At 68.7% G+C, this 24925-nt stretch carries 23 protein-coding genes and 3 tRNA genes; 20 read left to right on the plus strand and 6 right to left on the minus strand.

The features are described 5' to 3' along the window. Nucleotides 1-147: 147 nt before the first annotated feature. Both EV139_RS13355 and EV139_RS13360 read right to left on the minus strand, forming a co-directional pair. Complete coding sequence (locus EV139_RS13355) at nt 148-540, minus strand: hypothetical protein (protein WP_130454867.1); 393 nt, start codon at nt 538-540, stop codon at nt 148-150. Nucleotides 541-677: 137 nt separating this feature from the next. Beyond that, nucleotides 678-2063, minus strand: coding sequence for an aminotransferase-like domain-containing protein (locus EV139_RS13360; RefSeq protein WP_198677581.1), 1386 nt, complete (start codon nt 2061-2063; stop codon nt 678-680). 151 nt (nt 2064-2214) lie between these two features. Between EV139_RS13360 and EV139_RS13365 the strand changes: the two genes are divergently transcribed. From EV139_RS13365 to ruvC, 5 genes are all read left to right on the plus strand, one after another. Further along, on the plus strand, nt 2215-2685 hold the full coding sequence (locus EV139_RS13365) for a GNAT family N-acetyltransferase (RefSeq protein WP_130454869.1): 471 nt from the start codon (nt 2215-2217) through the stop codon (nt 2683-2685). A gap of 124 nt (nt 2686-2809) precedes the next feature. Continuing rightward, nucleotides 2810-4777: a threonine--tRNA ligase gene (thrS, locus tag EV139_RS13370; protein WP_130454871.1), complete on the plus strand. Its 1968-nt coding sequence runs from the start codon at nt 2810-2812 to the stop codon at nt 4775-4777. Next, the gene (locus EV139_RS13375; protein ID WP_198677582.1) at nt 4765-5337 is read left to right on the plus strand and encodes an HIT family protein; all 573 of its coding nucleotides are present in this window, start codon (nt 4765-4767) and stop codon (nt 5335-5337) included. The genes thrS and EV139_RS13375 overlap by 13 nt, the downstream gene beginning before the upstream one ends. Before the next feature lie 87 nt (nt 5338-5424). Beyond that, on the plus strand, nt 5425-6189 hold the full coding sequence (locus tag EV139_RS13380; protein ID WP_130454873.1) for a YebC/PmpR family DNA-binding transcriptional regulator: 765 nt from the start codon (nt 5425-5427) through the stop codon (nt 6187-6189). Nucleotides 6190-6220: 31 nt separating this feature from the next. After that, nucleotides 6221-6817 carry a crossover junction endodeoxyribonuclease RuvC gene (gene ruvC, locus EV139_RS13385; protein ID WP_130454875.1) on the plus strand — a complete coding sequence of 199 codons (597 nt, stop codon included), beginning with the start codon at nt 6221-6223 and terminating at the stop codon, nt 6815-6817. On the opposite strand, the gene EV139_RS13390 is transcribed toward ruvC, so the two are convergent. Next, a complete protein-coding gene (locus EV139_RS13390; protein ID WP_420029127.1) occupies nt 6814-7779 on the minus strand; it encodes a trimeric intracellular cation channel family protein in 966 nt (321 codons plus the stop codon). The genes ruvC and EV139_RS13390 overlap by 4 nt on opposite strands. 22 nt (nt 7780-7801) lie before the next feature. Here EV139_RS13390 and recO point away from each other — a divergent pair, with 22 nt between their 5' ends. The 15 genes from recO to EV139_RS13465 all read left to right on the plus strand — a co-directional run bounded on the left by recO (nt 7802) and on the right by EV139_RS13465 (nt 21327). Beyond that, a complete protein-coding gene (gene recO, locus EV139_RS13395; RefSeq protein WP_130454877.1) occupies nt 7802-8524 on the plus strand; it encodes a DNA repair protein RecO in 723 nt (240 codons plus the stop codon). A 9-nt stretch (nt 8525-8533) separates the two neighbouring features. Then, the gene (locus tag EV139_RS13400; protein WP_130454879.1) at nt 8534-9337 is read left to right on the plus strand and encodes an isoprenyl transferase; all 804 of its coding nucleotides are present in this window, start codon (nt 8534-8536) and stop codon (nt 9335-9337) included. 29 nt (nt 9338-9366) lie between these two features. Beyond that, a complete protein-coding gene (dusB, locus tag EV139_RS13405) occupies nt 9367-10554 on the plus strand; it encodes a tRNA dihydrouridine synthase DusB (protein ID WP_130454881.1) in 1188 nt (395 codons plus the stop codon). After that, nucleotides 10538-11806, plus strand: a complete 1269-nt coding sequence (locus EV139_RS13410; RefSeq protein ID WP_130454883.1) for a deoxyguanosinetriphosphate triphosphohydrolase — start codon at nt 10538-10540, stop codon at nt 11804-11806. Before dusB ends, EV139_RS13410 begins: the two co-directional genes overlap by 17 nt. A 62-nt stretch (nt 11807-11868) precedes the next feature. Then, complete coding sequence (dnaG, locus tag EV139_RS13415; protein WP_130454885.1) at nt 11869-13731, plus strand: DNA primase; 1863 nt, start codon at nt 11869-11871, stop codon at nt 13729-13731. A 112-nt stretch (nt 13732-13843) separates the two neighbouring features. Beyond that, nucleotides 13844-14692, plus strand: a complete 849-nt coding sequence (locus EV139_RS13420; RefSeq protein WP_130454887.1) for an ATP-binding cassette domain-containing protein — start codon at nt 13844-13846, stop codon at nt 14690-14692. 83 nt (nt 14693-14775) lie between these two features. After that, nucleotides 14776-14848 (plus strand) — tRNA-Asn (locus tag EV139_RS13425). Between the two features lie 57 nt (nt 14849-14905). Further along, the gene (locus tag EV139_RS13430) at nt 14906-15475 is read left to right on the plus strand and encodes a gamma carbonic anhydrase family protein (RefSeq protein WP_130454889.1); all 570 of its coding nucleotides are present in this window, start codon (nt 14906-14908) and stop codon (nt 15473-15475) included. 25 nt (nt 15476-15500) lie between these two features. Then, nucleotides 15501-15574, plus strand: a tRNA-Gly gene (locus EV139_RS13435). A gap of 362 nt (nt 15575-15936) precedes the next feature. After that, a tRNA-Pro gene (locus EV139_RS13440) sits at nt 15937-16011 on the plus strand. A 63-nt stretch (nt 16012-16074) separates the two neighbouring features. Then, the gene (tig, locus tag EV139_RS13445) at nt 16075-17577 is read left to right on the plus strand and encodes a trigger factor (RefSeq protein WP_130454891.1); all 1503 of its coding nucleotides are present in this window, start codon (nt 16075-16077) and stop codon (nt 17575-17577) included. Nucleotides 17578-17617: 40 nt separating this feature from the next. Then, nucleotides 17618-18316, plus strand: coding sequence for an ATP-dependent Clp protease proteolytic subunit (locus tag EV139_RS13450; RefSeq protein WP_130455419.1), 699 nt, complete (start codon nt 17618-17620; stop codon nt 18314-18316). A gap of 27 nt (nt 18317-18343) precedes the next feature. Beyond that, nucleotides 18344-19012: an ATP-dependent Clp protease proteolytic subunit gene (locus tag EV139_RS13455; RefSeq protein WP_130455422.1), complete on the plus strand. Its 669-nt coding sequence runs from the start codon at nt 18344-18346 to the stop codon at nt 19010-19012. Between the two features lie 115 nt (nt 19013-19127). Then, a complete protein-coding gene (gene clpX / locus EV139_RS13460; RefSeq protein ID WP_130454893.1) occupies nt 19128-20399 on the plus strand; it encodes an ATP-dependent Clp protease ATP-binding subunit ClpX in 1272 nt (423 codons plus the stop codon). Nucleotides 20400-20520: 121 nt separating this feature from the next. Then, nucleotides 20521-21327: a hypothetical protein gene (locus tag EV139_RS13465; protein ID WP_130454895.1), complete on the plus strand. Its 807-nt coding sequence runs from the start codon at nt 20521-20523 to the stop codon at nt 21325-21327. On the opposite strand, the gene EV139_RS13470 is transcribed toward EV139_RS13465, so the two are convergent. Genes EV139_RS13470 through valS form a run of 3 tightly spaced genes read right to left on the minus strand, consistent with a single transcriptional unit; the run spans nt 21314 to nt 24770 of the window. Next, the gene (locus tag EV139_RS13470) at nt 21314-21844 is read right to left on the minus strand and encodes a hypothetical protein (protein WP_130454897.1); all 531 of its coding nucleotides are present in this window, start codon (nt 21842-21844) and stop codon (nt 21314-21316) included. The two genes, EV139_RS13465 and EV139_RS13470, sit on opposite strands and share 14 nt — an antisense overlap. An 11-nt stretch (nt 21845-21855) precedes the next feature. Then, nucleotides 21856-22164 carry a Fe-S oxidoreductase gene (locus EV139_RS16170; RefSeq protein ID WP_237465446.1) on the minus strand — a complete coding sequence of 103 codons (309 nt, stop codon included), beginning with the start codon at nt 22162-22164 and terminating at the stop codon, nt 21856-21858. Nucleotides 22165-22166: 2 nt separating this feature from the next. Then, nucleotides 22167-24770: a valine--tRNA ligase gene (gene valS / locus EV139_RS13480; protein ID WP_130454899.1), complete on the minus strand. Its 2604-nt coding sequence runs from the start codon at nt 24768-24770 to the stop codon at nt 22167-22169. Nucleotides 24771-24925 lie beyond the last annotated feature (155 nt).

The raw sequence follows: 24925 nt of genomic DNA on the forward strand, positions 1-24925 counted from the left end.
CCGTTCTCGGAATCGGTGCGGATGCCTTGATTCCATGCGGAAACGAGCTTCTGAACCCGTGGTCGTCTGTTCCCGCAACGCTCCATTGCGTCCACAGAGAGAAGCCCCCGGCAGCGCCGGGGGCTTCAGCTGTTTCTAGGGTGGTCGCTACGCAGCCGGGCGGGGAGCGAGCGCCCGCAACGCGAGGACCTGACTCGCCGCAAAGATGGCGATGTCCACGGCGATCGCGAGCACAGCGATCGCGGCGAGGAACGTCCCGGCCGCCGTAGCGCTCACGGCAACGAGTGCGGTCGCGAGGATGTTGACCCCGAGCACGGTGAGCAAGGCGGCCCGGATCCGGAGCTTCATGAGCATCCAGAGAACCAGACCGGACCAGATCACCACGACGATTCCCGCACTCGTGATAACAGCGTGTGGGAGCGCGATCACGGTCGAGAGCGGAGCCGCGCCGACCGCGACCGCTGCGCCGAGGAGGGCGCAATAGATTGCGTCGAGCCGGAGGCTCCAGCGGCCGAGCGTGCGTCCATCGATTCGCTTCATGCTTCCGTATTCTTGCAGGAGCGCTCCGCACGCGCACCCGAATTCGCGCAGGAGATTCGAACTCAGGCGGACGAATGTGACGAAAGGATCCTGCGCGAGTTCGGATCTCCTGCGCGAGTTCGACGCCAACTGTGCGGCTACCTGCCCGCCAAGACCCGCGCCAGCCGCCGCACGCCCTCGGTGATCTGCGCCTCCGACGCCGCGCCGAAGGAGAACCGCAGGTGCGGGGCCGGCGGTTCGTCCACGTAGAAGTGGCGGCCATCGCCCACCAGCACCCCCGCCTCGTGCGCGGCGCGGGCGATCGCCCGCGTATCGGCGCCCTGGGGCAGTCGGGCCCAGAGGTGGATCCCGCCGCTTGGCACGTTGGCGACGTGCACGTCGGGGAGGGTGGTCCGGATCGCGGCGGTGAGCACGTCGCGCCGGGCGGCGAGCTCGTGCCGCAGGCGTTTCAGGTGTCGCGGCCACGCGCTTGAGGTGAGTAGATCGAGGGCGATCTCCTGCGTGAGCGGGGCGACCCCGAGGTCGTCGGCCGCGCGGGCGGCTCGGAGCCGTTCGCCGGCGGGCCCGCGGGCCACCACCGCGCCGATGCGCAGCCCTGGCGACGCGGGCTTTGAGAGCGTAAGCACGGACACCACGTGCCCATCCGCGGCGGTGGCGAAGAGTGGTGCTGGGCTCGCGCCGTCGATGTTGAGGTGCCTCGCCCAGTCGTCTTCGATGATGAAGGCGCCGTGCGCGACGGCGAGCTCGATCACCCGCTGGCGCCGCTCGGCGCTCAACACCACACCGGTCGGATTCGCGTAGCTCGGCTGGAGGTAGATGACGCGTGCGCGCGTGCGCGCGAGCTCCTCGGCGAGGCGATCCACGAGAATGCCGTCCCGGTCGGCCGGCACCGCCGCAAGCTTCAGTCCCGCACTCTGCGCGGCGAGGATCGCTCCGGGGTAGCTGGGGCTCTCCATGATGAGCGTGTCTCCGGGATCGGCGAGCGTGCGCATGGCGTAGACCAGGCCCGCCTGCCCGCCCGGAACCACGAGCACCTCCGTCGGGTCGACCCGGTAGTCCGCCGCCAGGACGCGGCGCAGCTCCGGGGAGCCGCCGGGCGACGGCACGGCCCACGAGCGCGGATGCTTGGCCGCGCGCGCGCCGATGCGGGCGAGCTCGGCGGTGGGGCTCAGCTCGGGCGCGAGGTAGCCCCACGAGAGCGGGAGCTGATCCGGGGCACCGTGCCCGCCCAGTCGTGAGGCGCGATCCGCGTCGACGCGCGCGCCGCTCAGGGCCTGGCTCTGCCACGCGAAGTCCGGGTCCGAGTCTGCCGCGGCACCGAGCACGAACGTGCCCCGCCCCGGTTCGGCGCGCACGCGGCCGAGCGCGGTCAGCTCGGCGAGGGCCGCGGAGACCGTCGCGGGACTCGCCTGAAACTCAAGCGCGAGTTCGCGCACGCCCGGAAGTCGCGAGCCGGGCCGCATGGCGTCGAGCCGAACCGCCAGCACCGCGGCGATCTCGGTCGATCTGTTATTCTGAATCATGTACGCATTCAATAACGTTATCCACGTTTCTCGCAAGTTGTTTTCGCACGGGCGAGGGCCGCCGGCAGCGCCGCCCGCGGCACGCCCGTGCCGCGGCACCCCGGCGCCGCACCACAGACCCACACAACTTCACCCGAACGAGGAACCACGTATGACACTCATCACCCCACTGATCCGCCCGCTCGCACCCGCCGACGAGGGGCGCTGGCGCCAGCTGTTTCGCGACTATCGCGCGTTCTACCTGCTCCCCGAGTCCGAGGAGATCGTCTCGCGGGCGTGGGGCTGGTTCATGGACCCCTCCCACAGCTCCAACGCGCTCGTCGCCGAGCTCGACGGCGAAATTCTTGGCTTCGCGCACCACCGACCCGTCGTAGCCCCGTCACTCGGGGCCACCGCCAGGTTCCTCGACGACCTGTTCACCGATCCCGCCGCCCGCGGCCGGGGGATCGGCCGCGCGCTCATCACGCGGCTGCGGGAGATCGCCGCGGCCGAGGGCGGAACATTTGTGCAGTGGGTGACCGCTGAGGATAACCACCAGGCGCAGGCGCTCTATAACTCGCTGGCGACACGCACCACGTGGGTGACCTACGAGGCCGAGTCCGCGGCGAATTCGGCCGCCTAGGCTCGCGAGATTGCGGCACCACGCGAGCGCCCGGCCACGCGCTGGGCGCTCGCGCATTTTCTGAACCGCCCGCAAACGATAGAATTGTGCGGTCCGTACTTTCGTTCCGAAGGAGTGTGCCCACGTGGCCGATGGCTTCGCCCTGTTTACTGATCGCTCAATCGTCGCGATGCGCCTGAATGGCGAGCTTCGCGACCTGGCGACGGAAGTTACTGACACGGACACCGTGGAGCCCGTTTCCGTTGAGTCGGAGGACGGGCTGAACATTCTCCGCCACTCGGCGGCACACGTGCTCGCGCAGGCCGTGCAGCGCATCAACCCCGAGACCACGCTCGGGATCGGGCCCCCCATCACGGACGGGTTCTACTACGATTTCGATCCCGCCGAGCCGTTCACGCCCGAGGACCTCAAGGCGATCTCGTCCGAGATGCAGAAGATCGTGAAGCAGGGGCAGCGCTTCGTGCGCCGCGTCGTGACCGAGGACGAGGCGCGCGCCGAACTCGCGAACGAGCCCTACAAGCTTGAGCTGATCGGCCTCAAGGGGGGCGCAGCAGAGGGCGGCGACAACGAGAACGTTGAGGTCGGCGGCGCCGAGCTCACCATCTACGACAACGTCGATCCGAAGACCGGTGAGGTCTGCTGGAAGGATCTGTGCCGCGGGCCGCACGTCCCGAGCACCCGCGTGATCGGCAACGGCTGGGCCCTGATGCGCAGCGCCGGCGCGTACTGGCGCGGCAGCGAGGCGAACCCGATGCTGCAGCGCATCTACGGCACCGCCTGGCCCACGAAGGACGAGCTGCGCGCCTACCAGACCCGCCTCGAGGAGGCCGCGAAGCGCGACCACCGCAAGCTCGGTGTTGAGCTCGACCTGTTCAGCTTCCCCGACGAAATCGGCTCGGGCCTCGCGGTGTTCCATCCGAAGGGCGGAATCATCCGCCACGAGATCGAGAACTTCATGCGCACGGAGCTGCTGAAGAACGGCTACGAGGTCGTCAACAGCCCGCACATCACGAAGGGCTCGCTCTTCGAGACCAGCCAGCACCTCAACTGGTACAAGGACGGGATGTTCCCGGCCATGCACCTCGACGAGGTGACCGACGCCGACGGCAACGTGACGAAGCAGGGCCAGGACTACTACCTGAAGCCGATGAACTGCCCGTTCCACAACCTCATCTTCCGGGCGCGCGCGCGCAGCTACCGCGAGCTGCCGCTGCGCCTGGCCGAGTTCGGCACGGTGTACCGCTACGAGAAGTCGGGCACGCTGTCCGGCCTCACGCGCGTGCGCGGTCTCACCCAGGACGACGCCCACATCTACGTGACGGACGAGCAGGTCAAGGGCGAGATCAAGACCCAGCTTGAATTCGTCTTCGAGACGCTGCGCGCGTACGGCCTCAACGACTTCTACCTTGAGCTGTCGACGCGGGATCCCGAGAAGTCGGTCGGCACGGAAGAGCAGTGGGCCGACGCGGAGCAGACGCTGCGCGAGGTCGGCGAGGAGTCCGGCCTTGAGCTCGTGGCGGATCCGGGCGGTGCCGCGTTCTACGGTCCCAAGATCTCGGTGCAGGCGCGCGACGCGATCGGCCGCACCTGGCAGCTCTCGACGGTGCAGCTCGATTTCAACCAGCCCGCGCTGTTCGAACTCGAGTACGCGGCCGCCGACGGCACGCGCAAGCAGCCGGTCATGATCCACCGCGCACTGCTCGGCTCGGTTGAGCGGTTCTTCGCGATCCTGCTCGAGCACTACGCGGGGGCGTTCCCCGTGTGGCTCTCGCCGACCCAGGTGGTGGGCATTCCCGTGGCGGAGCAGTACGGCGAGTACCTCGACGGTGTGATCGCTCAGCTGCGGGCCCGCGGCGTGCGCGCAGAGGTCGATCACAGCGACGACCGCATGCCCAAGAAGATTCGCACCCACACGAAGTCGAAGATCCCGTTCCAGCTCATTGCGGGCGAAGACGATCGCGAGGCCGGCGCGGTCTCGTTCCGATTCCGCGACGGCACGCAGCTCAACGGCGTCCCGGTCGCCGAGGCGATCGAGCGGATCGTGGGCTCGATCGAGTCGCATGAACAGGTATCGACGGCGTGGACCGCGTAGAAGACCTCGGTTCCACCGCGGCGGTGGGCACCCCGGACGAGATCGCTCGGCTGTGGGTGCCCCACCGCATGGTGTACGTGAAGGATCACCACCAGCCGGATCACCGGGACTGCCCGTTCTGCGAGGCGCCCTCGAAGACCGATGAGGACGCGCTGATCGTTGCTCGCGGTGAGTCGGCGTACGTGATCCTCAATCTGTTCCCGTACAACACCGGGCACATGCTCGTGTGCCCGTACCGGCACATCGGCGGCTACGACGAGGCCACACCCGCGGAGGTGGCCGAGATCGGCGCACTCACGCAGCGCGCAATGCGCGTTGCCCGCGAGGTGATGGGCTGCGACGGCTTCAACCTCGGCATGAACCAGGGCGAGATCGCCGGGGCCGGGATCGCCGCGCACCTCCACCAGCACATCGTGCCGCGGTGGGCGTCCGACGCGAACTTCTTCCCGATCATCGCGAAGACAAAGGCGCTGCCGCAGCTCCTCGGAGAGGTCAGGGAAAAGCTGGCGACGGCGTGGGCGGATCCTCCCGACCCGGCCGCCGCGCCGGATCAGCCCTAGCGCAGACGCGCGCTGACCCGGTCGCATCGCGGCGCACGCCGCGAGTACCCTGAATCATAGACTTCCCCCGAGAGTGAGGATTCCGAAGTGTCCGGACATTCCAAGTGGGCAACCACGAAGCACAAGAAGGCCATCATCGATTCGCGTCGCGCGAAGGCCTTCGCGAAGTACATCAAGAACATTGAGGTGGCCGCCCGCATCGGTGGCGCCGATATGTCGGGAAACCCGACGCTCGTCGACGCCGTTCAGAAGGCGAAGAAGAACTCGGTTCCCGGCGACAACATCGATCGCGCGATCAAGCGCGGAGCCGGCCTCGACGGCGAGGCGGTCGAGTACACGACCATCATGTACGAGGGCTACGGCCCCAACGGCGTCGCCCTCATGATCGAGTGCCTCACCGACAACAAGAACCGCGCCGCGGCTGAGGTGCGCACCGCGCTGAACCGCAACGGCGGCACGCTCGCCGACCCGGGCAGCGTCGCGTACAACTTCGCCCGCAAGGGCGTCATCACCGTTCCGGCGGCCGGGACCACCGAGGACGACGTGCTCGTCGCGGTGCTTGAGGCCGGAGCGGAGGAGGTCAATCCGACCCCCAACGGCGAGGCGTTCGAGGTTCTCACCGATCCGTCCGACCTGGTTGCCGCGCGCACCGCCCTCGTCGACGCGGGGATCGACTACGACTCCGCCGACGCCGAGTTTGTCCCGAACCTCAAGGTTGAAATCGACGCTGACACGGCACGCACCGTGTTCCGCCTGATCGACGCGCTCGAGGACAGCGACGACGTGCAGAACGTGTTCTCGAACTTCGACCTCACCCCAGAGGTGCAGGCCGAGCTCGCGGACGACGAGTAGCCGCTCCGCACTCGCGGCGCACGGCCGACGCATGCGCATTATCGGCATCGACCCGGGGCTCACCCGCTGTGGCATTGGGATTGTCACGGCGGGTGCCGGGCGCCGGGTCGACTTCCAACACGTCGAGGTCCTCACGAGTCCGGCCACGGCGCCGCTGCCCGCGCGCCTGCACCAGCTGGGATCGAGCATTCAGCGCCTCCTCGACGGCGAGCGCCCCGATGGCATCGCGCTTGAGCGCGTGTTCGCGCAGGACAACCTTGCGAGCGTGATGGGCGTGGCCCAGATCAGCGGCGTGGTGATGTACCTCGCCGAGGAGCGGGGAATCCCGGTGGCGCTGTACACGCCGAACGAGGTGAAGTCGCAGGTCACCGGCTACGGCTCTGCCGACAAGGCGCAGGTCACCACCATGGTGACCCGCCTCCTCAAGCTCGCGGCGCCGCCGAAGCCCGCAGACGCCGCCGATGCGCTCGCGCTCGCGATCACGCACGCCTGGCACCTGGGGCGGGGCGGGGCGCTCGACCGGCAGCGTGCCGGGGCCGCGCCGGGGGCGGGGGAGACGCCCGCGCAGCGGGCCTGGCGCGAGGCCGAGGCAAAGGTGGGCCGGAGACGCAGCGGGCCGCGCGGCTAGTGCTCCGGGGAGTCTCCCGTGCGATCCCGCAGCGGGCGCGGATCCTCGTTCGGTCCTGGCCGCATGTCCCACAGCGGATCGGGGCGCACGTCCGGGGTGGCGCCGGGCGTTGAGCGCGGCGCTGCCCCTGTACTGTTCGTACTGCCTGCACCGCCCGCGCTGCTTGCGCCACCCGCGCTGCCGGGCTCGGGGTCCGGGTCCTCGTCCTCGCCGAGGTCCGCGAGCGTCGACAGGTCGATCGGCAGCGTAATCGCGCCGGTGTGCAGGGCTTCTTCGATGACCTGCTCCACCTGCCGCTGCCGCCGCAGCCTGATCCGGCTGAGCGCGCGCTGCTCGGGCAGACTCCAGCCGAAGCGCACCGCGAGCAAGCGCAGCACGGCGGTGACCACCACGCACACCACGCTCGCGACGACCACCGGCACGCCGAGGGCGAGCAGTGCGACGAGCGCGGAGACCCCCACGAGGCTCGCGACGGCGTAGAGGGAGCCGACGTGCATGAGCGCGATCGGAATGTTGAGCATCACGTCGCGGAGCACGCCGCCGCCGACCGCGGAGACGGTGCCGATGAACAGCGCGGGGACCACGGGCATCCCCATCGAGAGGGCCTTCGTGGTGCCGATCGCGCCGAACATGCCGATGCTCAGCGCGTCGAGCACCGTAATCACCGGATCGACTTTCTGGAGCAGTCGCGACAGCAGCATCCCGATAAAGGCCGCGCCCGTCGCCACGACGAGGTAGAGGTTCTCCGAGAACGCCGCCGGCGTCACCCCGAGCAGGATGTCCCGGAGGAAGCCACCGCCGATGCCCGACGCGATCCCGATGATCGCGACGCCCAGGAGGTCGATGCGTTTGAAGCCGGCCGCGAACATGGCGCCCTGCAGGCTGCCGACGCCGACCGCAATGAGGTCGATGGGCAGTGGAGTCTGAAATGTTCCGGCGAGCACCTCTCCATTCTTCCCCATCAGGGTGGGAGATAATGGGGGAGTGCCCCTTTATCGCGAACAAGGCGTGGTGCTCCGCACGCACAAGCTCGGCGAGGCTGACCGCATCGTGACGTTTCTGACGCGCGGACGCGGGCTGCTGCGCGCGGTCGCGAAGGGTGTACGCCGCACATCCTCGAAGTTTGGCGCCCGGCTCGAACCGTTCATGGTCGCGGACCTGCAGTGCTTCGAGGGGCGCACCCTTGACACCGTCACCCAGGCCGAGACCCTCGGCGCGTACGGCCCCGCGATCAGCGCCGACTACGAGCGGTATCGCGCGGGCAGCGCGATGGTGGAGACCGCGGAGCGCCTCGCCGAGGGCGATCCGACACCGGCGCTCTACACGCTGCTCGTGGGGGCGCTGCGCACCCTCGCCGCGGCGAAGATCCCCGCCGAGCTCGTGCGTGACGGTTACCTGCTGCGCGCGATGTCGCACGCCGGGTGGACGCCGGGCTTCGGCGACTGTGTGCGCTGCGGCGCGGCCGGCCCGCACACGGCAGTGGCGGTGCAGCTCGGTGGCGTGGTCTGCGCAGACTGTCGCCCGCCCGGCTCACCCCGCCTCGACGCCGGCGCGATCACCCTGTTGCAAGCGCTGCTCGCCGGCGATTGGGATACCGCGCTCGCGGCCTCCGAGCGCGAGCGCGGCCAGGCCGCCGGGATCACCGCCGCCTACACCCAGTGGCACCTCGAGCGTGGCCTGCGCTCGTTCAGCACGCCGCGGCTCTAGAATCGATCCATGCGTTCTGCCCCAGAAGCCCTCGTACCGATTGACTGGACCGGCGAGCAGCCGCCGCGCTTCCGGGGCCCGGCTCCGAAGCACGTGGCGATCGTGATGGACGGCAATGGGCGCTGGGCAAACCACCGCGGGCTCCCGCGTGTGGAGGGCCACCGGATGGGGGAGCAGGTGCTCCTCGATGTGGTCGCCGGCGCCATCCAGGCCGGGGTCACCCACCTCAGCGTGTACGCGTTCTCCACCGAGAACTGGCGGCGTTCACCCGACGAGGTGCGGTTCCTCATGGGGTTTAACCGCGACGTGCTGCGCCGGCGGCGCGCGCAGTTGCACTCCTGGAACGTGCGGATGCGCTGGGCGGGGCGCAAACCGCGGCTGTGGGGCTCCGTGATCAACGAGCTGCGCGCCTCCGAGCGCGTCACCGCGAACAACACCGGGCTCACCCTCACGATGTGCGTCAACTACGGTGGCCGCAACGAGCTCGTCGACGCGGTGCGCGCCATCGCCGCCGACGTCGAGTCCGGGCGCCTCACACCCGGCGGGATCACCGAGCGGACGCTCGAGCGGCACCTCTACGTGCCGGAGCTGCCAGACGTCGACCTCTTTCTGCGCAGCTCAGGCGAACAGCGCACCAGCAACTTCATGCTGTGGCAGTCGGCCTACGCCGAGATGGTGTTCCTCGACACCCTCTGGCCCGACTTCAGCCGCCGCGAGCTGTGGCGCGCGATCATTATCTATCACGATCGGGATCGACGCTTCGGCGGCGCGACCGATACTCCGGACGCGCCGACCGGCGGTGCCGCAGAGTAGTCACCGGGCCGTGAGAGAATGGCTGGGATATGACTACCCAGACTCTCCGCGATCCTCGGCTCAAGATCGGGCCGCTCGAGCTCGACGTGCCGGTCGTGCTCGCGCCCATGGCGGGCATCACCAACACCGCGTTCCGGCGGTTGTGCCGCGAGTACGGCGCCGGCCTCTACGTGAGCGAAATGATCACCAGCCGCGCGCTCGTGGAGCGCACGCCCGCCTCGCTGCGCCTCATTAAGCACCACGAGAGCGAGACGCCGCGGTCAATCCAGCTCTACGGCGTCGATCCGAAGACGGTGGCCGAGGCCGTGCGCTTCCTGGTCGACCAGGATCTCGCCGACCACATCGACCTCAACTTCGGCTGCCCGGTGCCCAAGGTCACCCGCAAGGGCGGCGGCTCGGCGCTGCCGTGGAAGAGCGACCTGTTCAACGCGATCGTCACCGGCGCGGTTCGCGCGGCGGGGGATATCCCGCTCACGATCAAGATGCGCAAGGGCATCGATCAGGATCACCTCACCTACCTCGACGCCGCGCGCGCCGCCGAGGACGCGGGGGTCGCCGCGATCGCGCTCCACGGCCGCACCGCAAACGAGTTCTACTCGGGCGAGGCTGACTGGTCGGCGATCGCGACACTCAAGGAAACCATCACGAGCGTGCCGATTCTCGGCAACGGCGACATCTGGTCCGCGGACGACGCGATTCGCATGGTGCGTGAGACGGGCTGCGACGGTGTCGTGGTGGGCCGCGGCTGCCTCGGCCGGCCCTGGCTGTTCGGCGACCTCGCTGCGGCGTTCCGCGCCGAGGCGGGGGAGCTGTCGCGCGATGAGGCGGAGGCCGCTATCGCGCGCCCGCCGCTCGGCTTCGTCATGGCCGCAATGCGGCGCCACACCGAACTGCTCGTCGAGTTCTTCGACGGCGAGGAGGATCGCGCCTGCCGCGATATTCGCAAGCACGTCGCCTGGTACTTCAAGGGCTACGGCGTGGGCGGCGACACCCGGCGCGCCCTCGCCGCGGTCGAGAGCATCGAGCAGATGGACGAGATCTTCGCCACGATGGACGGCAGCATGCCGTACCCGGGCGAGGGCGCCGAGGGCCAGCGCGGTCGCGCCGGCTCACCGAAGCGCGTGCACCTGCCCGACGGCTGGCTCACCAGCCGCACGAGCGACAGCATCAACTACGCGGATCTTGCCGAGGCCGAGCGGGATGACTCGGGTGGCTGACCCGGGGCTGCCCCCCGGGTACGGCCCCGCCGATGCGGAGCGTTTCGTTCCCGAAACGCACGGCGGCGCGCGCAGCGACTTCGCCCGCGACCGGGCCCGCGTGCTGCACTCAAGCGGCTGGCGCCGGCTCGCGGCGAAGACGCAAGTGCTCAGCCCCACCGCGGGCATCGACTTCGCGCGCAACCGCCTCACGCACTCGCTTGAGGTCGCGCAGATCGGGCGCGAGCTCGCGGTGTCGCTGGGCCTCGCCCAGGACGTGGTCGACACCGCATGCCTGGCGCACGACCTGGGGCACCCGCCCTTCGGACACAACGGCGAGAAGGCGCTCAACACGTGGGCGAAGGACGCCGGCGGCTTTGAGGGCAACGCGCAGACGCTCCGCGTACTCACGCGGCTCGAACCCAAGCGCTTCGGCCCGGACGGCGAGAGCATCGGCCTCAACCTCACGCGCGCCACACTTGACGCGAGCTGCAAGTACCCCTGGAGCCTCCCGGAGGCGGCGCCCGGCAGCATGAAGTTCGGGTATTTCGCCGACGATGAGCCGGTGTTCGCGTGGTTGCGCGCCGGCGCGGCCGAGCGCGTGAAGTGCGCCGAAGCGCAAGCGATGGATCTGTCCGACGACATCGCCTACTCGGTGCACGATTTCGAGGACGCAGTGGTGAGCGAGTACATCGACCCCGAGATCCTCACGGCGCGCTCCGGCCACGACTCATTGATCCGCGCCGTCTCCGAGTGGGCCGGCGGCTCGTTCACCAGCGATCAGCTCGGCGCTGCGTACGACCGGATCTCCGAGACGGAGACCTGGCTCACCAGGTGGGACGGCTCGCGCGCGCACCAGGCGCAGCTCAAGAACTTTACGAGCGACATGATCGGTCGGTTCGCACGCTCCTCCGTGGCGGCCACGCTCGAGGCGGCCGACGGGGCCCCGCTCGCCCGCTACGGCTCCGGCATCGTGGTGCCCGACGACATCCACGCCGAGATTGCAGTGCTCAAGGGCATCGTTGCCGCTTTCGTGATGGCCAGCGGGCGGCGCCAGCCAACCTACCGGCGGCAGCGGGAGCTGCTGACCGAGCTGCTCGACGCGCTCTGGGCCGCGGGGGAGTCCGGGCTTGAACCGGCCTTCGCCGCCGACTTCCGCGCAGCATCCGACGATGCCGGGGCGCGCCGCGCGGTGGTTGACCAGGTCGCCTCGCTCACGGACCAGTCTGCGATCGCCTGGCACAAGCAGTTCTGTGAGGTTCCGCTCGTCTAAGCTCGGCTCGCTCGGCCGCCGCACTCGGCGGGGGCCGAGCGAGCGGCGCTAAGCTGGCAGCTATGGCAGGCCGGATCCGCGCGAGCGACGTTGAGGAAGTGAAGCGACGCACGAACCTCGGTGATCTCGTCGGCGACTACGTCACCCTGAAGAACGCGGGGATCGACTCGATGAAGGGCCTGTGCCCCTTCCACGACGAACGCAGCCCCAGCTTCCACGTGCGCCCCGCGCTCGGCTACTACCACTGCTTCGGCTGCGGCGAGTCGGGCGACGCGTTCACGTTCCTGCAGCGCATGGACCACCTCACGTTCGCCGAGTCGGTCGAGCGCCTCGCCGCCCGCATTCACTACACCCTCACGTACGAGGAGGGCGGCTACGCCCGCGAGGAAGGCCCCAATCGCGCGCGACTGCTCGCCGCGAACCAGGCGGCCGCCGCGTTCTACGTCGCACAGCTCGCAAGCGAGGAGGGCGCGGCGGGCCGCGCGTTCCTCGAACAGCGCGGCTTCGACCCCGCCGCGGCCGAGCTGTTTGGGGTGGGCTACGCCCCGCGCGGCTGGAACAGCCTCACCGACCACCTCAAGGCGCAGGGATACACCCCCGCAGAGCTCGCGCAGGCTGGGCTCGTCTCCGAGGGGCAGCGCGGCGTCTACGACCGGTTCCGCGGCCGCGTAGTCTGGCCCATCCGGGACACGAGCGGGCAGACGCTCGGATTTGGCGCGCGCAAGCTCTACGACGACGACAACGGCCCGAAGTACCTCAACACTCCCGAGTCGCCCGTTTACCACAAGTCGCAGGTGCTGTACGGGCTCGACCAGGCGAAGCGCGCGATCTCGCGCGGCAAACGCGCGGTGATCGTGGAGGGCTACACCGATGTGATGGCCTGCCACCTGGCCGGGATCGACACCGCCGTGGCCACCTGTGGCACTGCGTTCGGCAAGGACCACATCTCGATCCTGCGCCGGATCATGGGCGACGACTCGGCCGCCGAGGTGATCTTCACCTTCGACCCCGACGAGGCCGGCCAGAAGGCGGCCCTGCGCGCGTTCAGCGAGGAGAAGCGCTTCACCGCGCAGACCTACGTGGCCGTCGCGCCCGAGGGATTCGACCCCTGCGACCTGCGACTGCACCGGGGCGACGAGGCGGTCCGAGAGCTCTTCACCCGCAAACAGCCGCTGTTCGAGTTCGCGCTGCGCCAGGCCGTCTCGCGCTTCGACCTCAACTCGGTCGAGGGCCGCGTGAACGCGCTGCGCGCTGCCGCCCCGATCGTCGCCGAGATCAAGGACCCGTCGCTGCGCCCCGGGTACGCCCGGGAGCTCGCGCGCATGCTCGGCGTCGAGCTTGGCGAGGTGCAGCACGCGGTGCGCACCGCCGAGCGCACGCCGCAGGCCGCGCGCCCCGAGCCGCCCGAGCCGCAGCGTCAGGGTGGTCACGCCCCCGCGCCCGCGCAGCCCACCGTGCGGTTGTCGATGCTGCGCAATACCCCCACCACCCGCCTCGAGCGCGACGCCCTCATGGCGATGCTGCAGCTTGGCGACTCGGTGGGGATCGACCTCATGCAGCAGGCGGTGACCGCGCAGGTGAACGAGCCAAATCTGCGCGCCGTGCGCGACGCCATCGCGGCGGCGCTCCCGGCGATCGGCACGCCCGCCTGGCTCGACCAGGTGGTGGCAGCCACCCCTGAGTCGCACCGCGGGCTCGTCCGCGAGCTCGCCGTGGTCCCCATGCCCGAGCGGCGCGCGGAGCACCTTGGCGCCTACGCCAAGGACGTGATCGTGTCGCTTCTCGACCGCGACCTCGTTGGACTCAAGCAGGAGCTTCTGGCGCGCATGCAGCGAATCGGCGATTCCTCAGACGCGAGCTCACGTCGCCTGCAGGAGCAACTGGTCGCGCTCGAAGCAGCCCGTCGTGGGCTCCGCGAAGAATGACCCGCGAAGATTCGGTCGCGCGGCGGGCCACCGGGAATCGGCGCGCCCGAATGCCCTAGGCTGACCCACACACCGCAGAATCCCCACACTTGCACCCCAAGGAGCACGTCGTATGGCCCACCCCGACCTGGCCGCGGAACCCACCATCCGCGTCTCCGACCTCTCACTGTCGTACCCGGCGCACGCCGGCGGGAGAGAGTTCGCTGCCGTCGAGGGGGTCAGCTTTGATGTGCCGCGGGGGGACGTCGTGGCGCTGCTGGGCGAGAGCGGCTCCGGTAAGTCAACGCTCGCGCGCTTCCTCGCGGGACGGGCCGCCGACGCGGGGGAGAAGGCCGCGCGGATCAAGCTCACCGGCGGGGCGGCAAGCGTGTTCGACGTGCCCATGCGCAGGCTCAGCGGCCGAACCCGCACCCGGCTCACCGCGTACGTGGGGCACCTCGCGCAGGACGCCGGCGCCACCCTCACCCCCGAACTCAACGTGGGCGACATCCTCTTCGAGCCGATCGCGGAGCGGAGCAAGAACTTTGACCGCGAGGAGCTCGGGGAGCGCATCGCCGAGATGATGGACATCGTCGCGCTCCCGCTCGCAAAGCTGCAGGAGTACCCCTACGAGCTCTCGAAGGGGCAGCGGCAGCGCGTCGCCGTGATGCGTTCCCTCATGCTCGACCCAGCCCTCCTCATCGCGGACGAGCCGACCCTCGGGGTCGACGCGAACAACCGGCCCCGGATCGTCGAGCTGCTGCGCTGGTACCGCGCCCGCACCAACGCGACCATGCTGCTCATCAGCCACGACATCGGCATGCTTGAGGCGCTCGTGCGCGACGTCCTCGTCATGCAGGAGGGGCGACTCGTGGGCCACGGTGAGATCAACGAGATCTTCCGGCACGCGGATCACGGCTACGTGCAGCGACTCGCGCAGGCGCTCCGGGCCACCGCCTACGACGAGATCGCCGAGGAGTAACCGGGCGGCGCGCCCGGACTACCCAGACCGATTTGCAACCGCTTCTCTCGGCTTGGTACGATATTCAGGTTGCAACGCAATGATCCCCTGTAGCTCAGCTGGCAGAGCGCTTGACTGTTAATCAGGATGTCGCTGGTTCGAACCCAGCCGGGGGAGCGATCACAGCCCTTACCATTAGGTAGGGGCTGTTCGCATTTCACGAGGGAGTTGCTCATGTCTCACGGAACCGTCATCGCACTTGACCCGGAGCACACCCCGCAGATCGCCTCGTCCGCGTGGCTCGCGCCCGGATCAGTGGTGGTCGGCGCCGTCACCATCGCCGCCGACGTGAGCGTCTGGTACAACGCCGTCGTGCGCGGCGATTCAGACATCGTGGCGATCGGGCCGCGCAGCAACCTCCAGGACGGGGTCGTGGTGCACACCCAGCGCGGTGACGCCGCGATCATCGGGGCCGACGTGTCCGTCGGCCACAACGCCGTGGTGCACGGCGCCACCATCGAAGACGGCTGCCTGATTGGCATGGGCGCCACGGTGCTCAGCGGCGCGATCGTCGGCACCGGCACGCTCGTCGCGGCCGGGGCGCTCGTGCCGCAGGGCGTCACGATCCCGCCCCACTCGCTCGTCGCGGGAGTGCCGGGGCGCGTCATTCGTGAGCTGCGCCCCGAGGAGCGCGTGTCGGTGCGCGAGAACGCCGAGAACTACCTCGGCTACACGGCGGATCATCGCGCCGCGACACGCGGCGCAGAAGCCCAGATCGCTGCCGCCGATCCAGATGCACTATGATCGGGGAGGCGCTTTCAAGCGCTGCGGGGATGTAGCTCAATGGTAGAGCCTCAGTCTTCCAAACTGATTACGCGGGTTCGATTCCCGTCATCCCCTCCACTGCAGATCCCTCGGCCTCGGCCGGGGGATCTGTTGCGTGTGGGGCACGCGGCCCCGCGCGCCCCACCCCGCACCGAGCGCCTCGCCGAGTGTCGCCAAACACCCCCTTCGCGAGCGAGCACGGGGAGGTGTGGCGACACTCGGCGCGGGGCGCGCACTGTCCGCGGCGCGACGAGCGTGCGCCGCAGCGCGGCGGGCTGTGCGGCGCGCGGCGGGCCAGGTGCGACTCCGGGTGTGCCTCCGCGCGCAACGCCGAGCGCAACGCCGGAGGCGCGGCTGTGCACTGATCCGGACTGTTTCAGCTAGACTTGCTCAGGTTGCGCGCGTGACCGCGTGTTTCGTCTGTAAAACCTCTGGGTTTTCGGGGCGTAGCTCAGCTTGGCTAGAGCGCCCGCTTTGGGAGCGGGAGGTCGCAGGTTCGAATCCTGTCGCCCCGACGAGGATCACCAGATCCGTACAGGCTGATATGCAGCAAGATTTCCGATCATTGAGAGGCCAAATTGCCGAAGACGACAGCTGAGAAGCTCACTCCGACCCGCGTCAAGCTGAGCGTGGACGTCACGCTCGACGAGCTGGAGCCGTACCTGAAGCAGGCGTACAAGACGATTGCCGAGCAGGTTTCGATCCCCGGGTTCCGCAAGGGCAAGGTTCCCGCGCCGATCATCGACCAGCGCGTCGGTCGCGAAGCCGTCATCCAGGAGGCCGTGAACGCCTCGCTCGACGACTTCTACCAGGCCGCACTCGCCGAGTCGAACGAGCGCCCGATGGGTCGCCCCACGGCCGACGTGGCCACCTGGCCCGACGCGAAGGACGAGAAGAGCACCCTCGGCCTGGTCTTCGAGGTCGAGGTTCGCCCCGAGTTCAAGCTGCCCAAGTACGACGGCATCAAGCTGACCGTCGACAACGCCAAGGTTGACGCCGACGCGGTTGAGGCAGAGCTGACCAAGCTCCGCGAGCGCTTCGGCACCCTCGTCACGGTGGATCGCCCCGCGAAGACCGGCGACTTCGTCGAGCTTGATCTCGTCGCAAAGGTCGATGGCGAAGAGGTCGACCAGGCCTCGGGCGTCTCCTACGAGGTCGGCGCGGGCAACCTGCTCGAGGGCACCGACGAGGCAGTTGAGACGCTCACCGCTGGCGAGTCGACCACCTTCTCCTCGCAGCTGCTGGGCGGCGAGCACGAGGGCCGCGAGGCCGAGGTGTCGCTGACGCTCACCGCGGTCAAGGAGCGCGAGCTTCCCGAGGCCGACGACGAGTTCGCGCAGCTCGCGAGCGAGTTCGACACGATCGCCGAGCTCCGCGCGAGCCTCGAGGAGCAGGTTGGCCGCGCCAGCGTCTTCGCGCAGGGCCAGCAGGCTCGCGATCTCTTCACCGAGACGCTCATCGAGAAGGCCGGCATCCCGGTCTCCGAGGAGCTCGTCGAGGAGGAGGTGCACCGTCACCTTGAGGGCGAGGGGCGCCTCGAGGACGACGAGCACCGCGCAGAGGTTCGCGTCTCCTCGGAGAAGCAGATCCAGCTGCAGCTGCTGCTCGACGCAATCGTTGAGGCCGAGGAAGTCACCCCGACCCAGAACGAGCTGTCGCAGTACATCTTCCAGTCCGCGCAGCAGTACGGCATGGAGCCCACCGAGTTCCTCCAGGCGATCAGCCAGGGCAACCAGATGGGCGTCATCCTGGGCGAGGTCACCCGCAACAAGGCGCTCGCACTGGCGCTCGCCAAGGCGACCGTCGTCGATCAGGACGGCAACACCGTCGACCTGAGCGAGTTCACCGCGGTCGACGTCGAGGACGAGGCTGACGCCGCGGACGAGGCGCCCGCCGAGGAGAAGCCCGCGAAGAAGGCTCCCGCCAAGAAGACCGCGGCGAAGAAGGCTGAGAAGCCCGCCGCCGAGGAGTCGGCCGCCGAGGACGACGAGGCAGCAAAGAAGGCGGCTCGTTCCGCCGCTGCCAAGAAGGCCGCAGCAACCCGCGCCGCGAAGAAGGCCGCAGCCGAGGCTGCAGAGTAGCCTTCACGCCGCATTGCGTCGGAGCCCCTCACCCGAACGGGTGGGGGGCTCCTTCCGTTTCCCCCGCTCGGCACATGCGCCGACGGCGAACAACGGCGCGAGACGCGCGTCAAGTCGATACTCTCGAATCAAGAAACAACGATTGGAGCCCCGAATGGCAGAACAGACGCCACCGAACAGTGTGTTCGAACGCCTGCTGAAGGACCGCATCATCTGGCTCGGATCCGAAGTGCGCGACGACAACGCAAACGAGATCTGCGCAAAGATCCTGCTGCTCGCGGCCGAGGACCCCGAGGCCGACATCTACCTGTACATCAACTCGCCCGGCGGGTCGATCACCGCGGGTATGGCGATCTACGACACGATGTCCTTCGTTCCGAACGACATCGTCACCGTGGGCATCGGTATGGCCGCGTCAATGGGCCAGTTCCTGCTCACCGCGGGCACCAAGGGTAAGCGCTACATCACGCCGAACGCTCGCGTGCTGCTGCACCAGCCCCACGGCGGCTTCGGCGGCACGGCAAGTGACATCCAGACGCAGGCGCAGCTCATCACCTCGATGAAGAACCGTCTCGCCGAGATCACCGCCGCACAGACCGGCAAGACGGTCGAGCAGATCAACGAGGACGGGGACCGCGACCGCTGGTTCTCTGCTCAGGAAGCGCTCGAGTACGGCTTCGTCGATTTCATCCGGGACTCCGCAGCCGACGTTATCGGCGGCGGCGGGACCAAGCGGTAACTCATGGGACAGGAAGCAACCAACTCGATGATGACCTCACACATGCCTCAGGCCGGCGGCTCGAACCTGCAGCTGCCCGGATCGCGATACGTGCTCCCCTCGTTCGAGGAGCGCACCGCCTACGGCTACAAGCGCCAGGACCCCTACGCCAAGCTCTTCGAGGATCGCATCATCTTCCTCGGCGTGCAGGTTGACGACGCGTCGGCCGACGACGTGATGGCGCAGCTGCTCGTCCTGGAGAGCCAGGATCCCGAGCGCGACATCACCATGTACATCAACTCGCCCGGCGGTTCGTTCACGGCCATGACGGCGATCTACGACACGATGCAGTACATCCGCCCGCACGTGCAGACGGTGTGCCTCGGCCAGGCGGCATCCGCCGCGGCCGTGTTGCTCGCAGGTGGCTCGCCCGGGAAGCGGCTCGCGCTCCCCAACGCTCGCGTGCTGATCCACCAGCCCTCCACCGGGCAGGCCGGCCACGGCCAGGCGTCGGACATCGAGATCCAGGCGGCCGAGATCATGCGCATGCGTGAGTGGCTCGAGGAGACGCTCTCGAAGCACTCGAACCGCTCCGTTGAGCAGGTCCACAAGGACATCGATCGCGACAAGATCCTGAGCGCCCAGGAGGCGTTCGAGTACGGCCTCGTCGATCAGGTGCTCACCAGCCGCAAGAACCCGCAGCCGGTTCTTCCGTAGCTGACACGCAGGCCCCGGGTTCCCACCCGGGGCCTGCGGCGTGCCGCAGCCGATTGTCGGGGGTGGCCGCTAGTCTCTAAAGAGTTCCCCCGACCGAGTGTGAAGGAGCCTCAGCATGGCGAAGATCGGCGAAAGCAGCGAGCTGCTCAAGTGCTCCTTCTGCGGAAAATCGCAGAAGCAGGTACAGCAGCTTATTGCCGGACCGCAGATCTACATCTGCGATGAGTGCGTTGCACTGTGCAACGAGATCATCGAGGAGCGTCTCGCTGAGACACAGACGAGCGAGGCATCCGATTTCACGCTGCACAAGCCGCGCGAGATCTCAGACTTCCTTGACGAGTACGTGATCGGTCAAGATCGCGCGAAGCAGTCGCTTGCGGTCGCCGTGTACAACCACTACAAGCGGGTGCGCGCCGCCGCAACGCTCACGAGCGCCGAGCTCGCCTCCGAGCAGGTCGAGATCGAGAAGTCGAACATCCTGCTGATCGGGCCAACGGGGTGCGGCAAGACCTACCTCGCGCAGTCGCTTGCGCGCCAGCTGGGCGTGCCGTTCGCCGTGGCCGACGCCACCGCGCTCACCGAGGCCGGCTACGTGGGCGAGGACGTCGAGAACATCCTGCTCAAGCTACTCCAGGCTGCCGACTTCGACGTGCAGCGCGCCGAGACCGGCATCATCTACATCGACGAGATCGACAAGATCTCGCGCAAAGCCGAGAACCCGTCGATTACCCGCGACGTCTCGGGCGAGGGCGTGCAGCAGGCGCTCCTCAAGATCCTTGAGGGCACCGTCGCCTCGATCCCGCCGCAGGGCGGCCGCAAGCACCCGAACCAGGAGTTCCTGCAGCTCGACACCACCAACGTGCTCTTCATTGTGGCCGGCGCGTTCGCCGGACTTGAAGAGATCGTCGGTTCGCGCCTCGGCAAGGGCGGCATCGGTTTTGGCGCTCCGGTGTCGAGCAAGCGCAACGATGAGAATCTGTTTGCCAAGGTGGAGCCCGAAGACCTCCACAAGTTCGGGCTGATCCCCGAGTTCATTGGCCGGCTTCCCGTCGTCGCCACCGTCGACCCGCTCGACGTGTCAGCGCTCACCCGCATCCTCACCGAGCCGCGCAACGCGCTCGTGAAGCAGTACCAGCGCATGTTCGAACTCGACGGCGTGGGCCTGGAGTTTGAGGACGCCGCACTCGAAGCGATCGCCGAGCAAGCGGTCGAGCGCAAGACCGGTGCGCGCGGGCTGCGCTCTATTCTCGAGCGCGTGCTCGGATCGGTCATGTTCGAGGTGCCGTCCAGCGACGAGGTCACCAAGGTGATCGTCACCCGCGAGTCCGTGCTGGGGGAGACGGGCCCGCGCGTGCTGCAGGCCCGGGGCGGCCGCGAAAGCGCGTAGCGGTGCAGCGCGTGCCAGCGCGAGCGGGGATTCTTTCTGCTCGCACGCGCGGACGAGGGCCCATCGAGCGCGGTGCTTGCTGCGCTCCGATCACGGATCACCTCCGCTCAGGGACCGACCGGTGACTCACAGGCGTGTGCTCGCCAGAATCGGCGCCGGTCTCGCTGGCGGCGCGCTCGGGGGAGCGGCGTTGGTCGGCTGTGCCCCGCAGCCCGCGCCGACCGCGGACCCAGCTCTCGCGTTTGCCAGCACCAGCGCCACAGTGCTTGTCAGCCCCGACGAGTCGTTCACCATGAACCTCGTGCTGGTCGCCGATTCTGAGAGCACGCTGTTCGATCGCTTCGTCGATGCATCCATCCCCGGGATCCCCGAGGCGGCGATCGGCACCGTCACACTCGTACGCGGGGACACGCGGGGACGGCACGCGATTGCGAATCTCCAGGTCGAGGTCACGCCGGGCAGCACGCCGCTCGTTGCAGACACGGTCACGCTAACCCTTGTCGATGGAGCGGAGTTTGACTACCCAATCGGGGAGTGGCGCATGAGCGAGGCAACGGGAACCGGGATCGAGCCGAGCAGCGACTGGCCCGCTCTCATGACTGAGTGCTCCAGCATCGTTGGCGACATCGAGAATACGAGCGCGGCGCCGCTCTCGGATGTCACGCTTCGAACCGACGCCGGAGTCTCGGCTGTAACGCCGGTCGGGTTTATCCTCGACGTCGGAGCGGTGCGAGAAGTCGAGCTCAAGCTCGACTGCGCACCCGATTTCGACATGTACGTCCGCACCATCGCGTTTGACTACGCGCAGCAGGACGGCTCCACTGCAACCTCACCGGTGCAGACCGTGCAGGTGGGGTACGCGGATATCAGTGACGAGGACGTGGCCCGGATCGCAGAACGCGCTCCGCAGCGTTCTATGCAGCGGTGACGTCGTAGCTCAGCAGAATCGTGCCGTCCGGCTGCGGAATCGTGAGGGCCGACACCGCAAGCGTCTGGCTCCTGAGTTCGGCTGAGCGGCCGCCGCCGTCCGGTTCCGTGACCTCATCGCTGCGTGCAAAGCCGCTCGCAGAGACGATGCTCTCCCAGAGCACGTCGGCGGAGGCCTGGTCAGCGGCGCGGAACACGATGAACCACTCGGTATCAGACCGCGCACCGGTGTCGTCGATCACTGCGCTCTCGGGGAACACAAACTGATCCTTCGGGAAGGACGCGGGGAGCTCGGATTCCTTGGCGAAATCGTCGGGGGAGTCCTGCTCGGTCCAGCTCTCGCCGGAACCGCCCTCCGGCTTCTCCTCGGGCCCATGGCCAGACGCGGTGGGTGCCTCGGTGCCGACACTCGCGCCGGGTTCGGGGGCGCACGCAGTGAGCGTGCCCACCAGGGTCGCTCCGATGAGGATCGACCCGGCGGTGAGCGCGAGCCTGCGCAGTCCCGTGATGTTCGCCATACCCGTCTCCCTCAGCTCAGCCAGTCGTCATCGTCATCGTCATCGTCATCGTCGGCGAGTCCGACGCGATCGGTCCCGGACGCGTCGGGAGCGGCTGCCGAGGCGCTCCCGGCGCGCCGCACGGTGACGCCGCCGGCGGCATCGAGCCCCACGATCAGCACGTCGTCGAGCGCGCACCGCGGCCGCCCCTCAAGCCAGGTCAGCGTCCAGGACGCCGCCCCGGGGTGTGCGGCCTCCGCCTCGGCGATCGCCGCGTGCAGCTCCGGGGGCACGCCGCGGTGCGGCGTCTCGCCGACGCGCCAGCGTGCCCCCAGCTGCATGCTTAGGCCTCCGCCTGCTCGAGCTGGATCTCTGCGACGGTCACCGCGTCAACCTCCGCTGCCTCGACGCGCAGCTCGGAGATGCGCCCCACCGCGGCGAGGTCTCCCGCCGCGAGCTGGAGGCGGTCTCGGTCCGCGGCAGGTGCGTGCACGACGGCCAGTGTGACAGGCGTCTTCTGCGATGCCTTCGCGTCGGTCTTCGCCCCGCGGATCCCCACCAGAGCGCTGCCAACGAGCCCGAGCAGCTCAGCGTCGGCGTCGGCGCCCGCGAGTTCGCGAGTCTCGGCCGCAACCGGCCACGCGGCCTGGTGCACCGAGCCCTCGCCAAACCACGACCACACTTCCTCGGTCGCGTACGGCAGGAAGGGTGCGAGCAGGCGCACGAACACCGACAGCGCTGCGCGCAGGGCCGTCACGGCGGAGGCGCGCGGCTGCCCGGTGCCGTCGTCGCCCGCGGCGCCGTGCGCGCGCTCCTTGACCAGCTCAAGGTAGTCGTCGCAGAACGTCCAGAAGTACGACTCGGTCACCTCAAGGGCTCGCGCGTGATCGTACGCCTCAAACGCCTTGGTCGCATCGTCCACCACGCGCGCCAGTCCGGCGAGCATGCCCCGATCGAGCGCCTCGGTCACGGTACCCACCCCGCTCGCATCGAAGCCGAGCGTGAACTTGGCCGCGTTGAGGAGCTTGATCGCCAGGCGGCGCCCGATCTTGATCTGGGTCGGGTTCTGCGGGTCGAACGACGCATCGGTGCCGAGCTTCGCCGAAGCGGCCCAGTAGCGGACCGCGTCCGAGCCGTGCTGCTCCAGCATTCCCGCCGGCGTCACCACGTTGCCCTTCGACTTCGACATCTTCTTGCGGTCCGGATCCAGAATCCAGCCCGAGATCCCCGCGTTCTTCCAGGGCAGCTGGCCACACTCGAGCTCGGAGCGCAGCACCGTGGAGAACAGCCAGGTACGGATGATGTCCTGCCCCTGCGGGCGCAGGCTGAACGGGTAGACCAGGTCGAACAGCTCGGGATCGCGCTCCCAGCCGCCGGCGAGCTGCGGGGTGAGTGACGAGGTAGCCCAGGTGTCCATCACGTCGACCTCGCCCTGGAAGCCGCCAGCGACGCCGCGCTGCTCGGCGGTGTAGCCGGCGGGCACGTCGCTCGACGGGTCAACCGGGAGCTGATCCGCCGCGGGCAGGATCGGCGCGTCGAAGACCGGGTTGCCCTCGGAGTCGAGCGGGTACCAGACGGGAAGCGGCACGCCGAAGAAACGCTGCCGCGAGATGAGCCAGTCGCCCGTGAGGCCCTCGACCCAGTTCTCGTAGCGCACGCGCATGAAGTCGGGGTGCCACCCGAGCTCGCGACCGTGGGCGAGCAGGCGCTCGCGAAGCGCCTCGTCCCGAGCCCCGTTGACGATGTACCACTGGCGCGTCGAGACGATCTCGAGGGGCTTATCGCCCTTCTCGAAGAACTTGACCGGGTGAGTGATCTTGCGGATCTCGCCCGTCAGCTCGCCCGAGGCCTGCAGCAGCTCGACCATGGTCTGCTTGGCGCTGAACACGGTCTTGCCGGCGATCTGCGCGTACGCCTCCTTGCCCGCCTCCGAGGTGATGGCCTCGGGGGCCTCGCGCAACACGCGGCCGTCGAAGCCGAGGATCGCGCGGTTCGGGAGATCGAGCTCGCGCCACCACACCACGTCGGTGACGTCACCGAACGTACAGATCATCGCGATGCCGGTGCCCTTGTCCTGCTTCGCGAGGTGGTGGGCCACGATCGGCACCTCGACGTCGAAGATCGGGGTGCGCACGGTGGAGCCGAAGAGGGGCTGGTACCGCTCGTCGTCCGGGTGCGCGACGAGGGCCACGCAGGCGGCGAGCAGCTCGGGTCGCGTCGTGTCGATGAGGATGTCGCCGCCGCCGTCGGCGCGGTGGAACGAGAGCGTGTGGTACGCGCTCGGCTGATCCCGATCCTCGAGCTCGGCCTGCGCCACCGCCGTGCGGAACGTCACGTCCCAGAGCGTTGGAGCCTGCGCCTGGTACGCCTCGCCGCGCTCAACGTTGCGGATGAACGCGAGCTGCGATGCGCGCAGCGACTCGGCACCGATGGTGCGGTAGCTCTGGTTCCAGTCGACCGAGAGGCCGAGGGTGCGCCACAGATCCTCAAACTGCTTCTCGTCCTCCACGGTGAGGCGCTCGCACAGTTCGATGAAGTTGCGGCGGGAGATCGGCTGCTGGTCCGCGGCCTTGATGCTCTTGCCGTCGCCGCCCTCGTGCGGCGGCACGAAGCCCTCGACGTAGGGGAGCGACGGATCGCAGCGCACTCCGTAGTAGTTCTGCACGCGGCGCTCGGTGGGCAGACCGTTGTCGTCCCAGCCCATCGGGTAGAACACCCGCTTGCCCTGCATGCGCTGGTAGCGCGCGACGGTGTCAGTGTGCGTGTACGAGAACACGTGCCCCACGTGCAGCGAGCCCGATGCGGTCGGCGGCGGGGTATCGATGCTGTAGACCTCGGCCGCCGTCGCACCCTCGCGCGGGAACGCGTAGGTGCCGTTCTGCTCCCAGACCGCTCCCCACTTCGCTTCGAGGCCTTCGAGAGCCGGCTTGTCGGGGATCGCGGTCATGAGTGCTACTCCGTGTCTCGACGCGAGGTCGTGTTCGATGTGGGCGGCACCGCGTGAGCGGGCGTGCGCGTGTCACCGCGCCCACCCTGGTGCCTGATAGTCAACGTGCCCAGTCTACCCGTGCTGGCGCGAGGCGCGGGCCGGTGCCCGGCGCG

The organism is Leucobacter luti, from assembly GCF_004217175.1.
Taxonomy (GTDB): Bacteria; Actinomycetota; Actinomycetes; order Actinomycetales; family Microbacteriaceae; genus Leucobacter; species Leucobacter luti.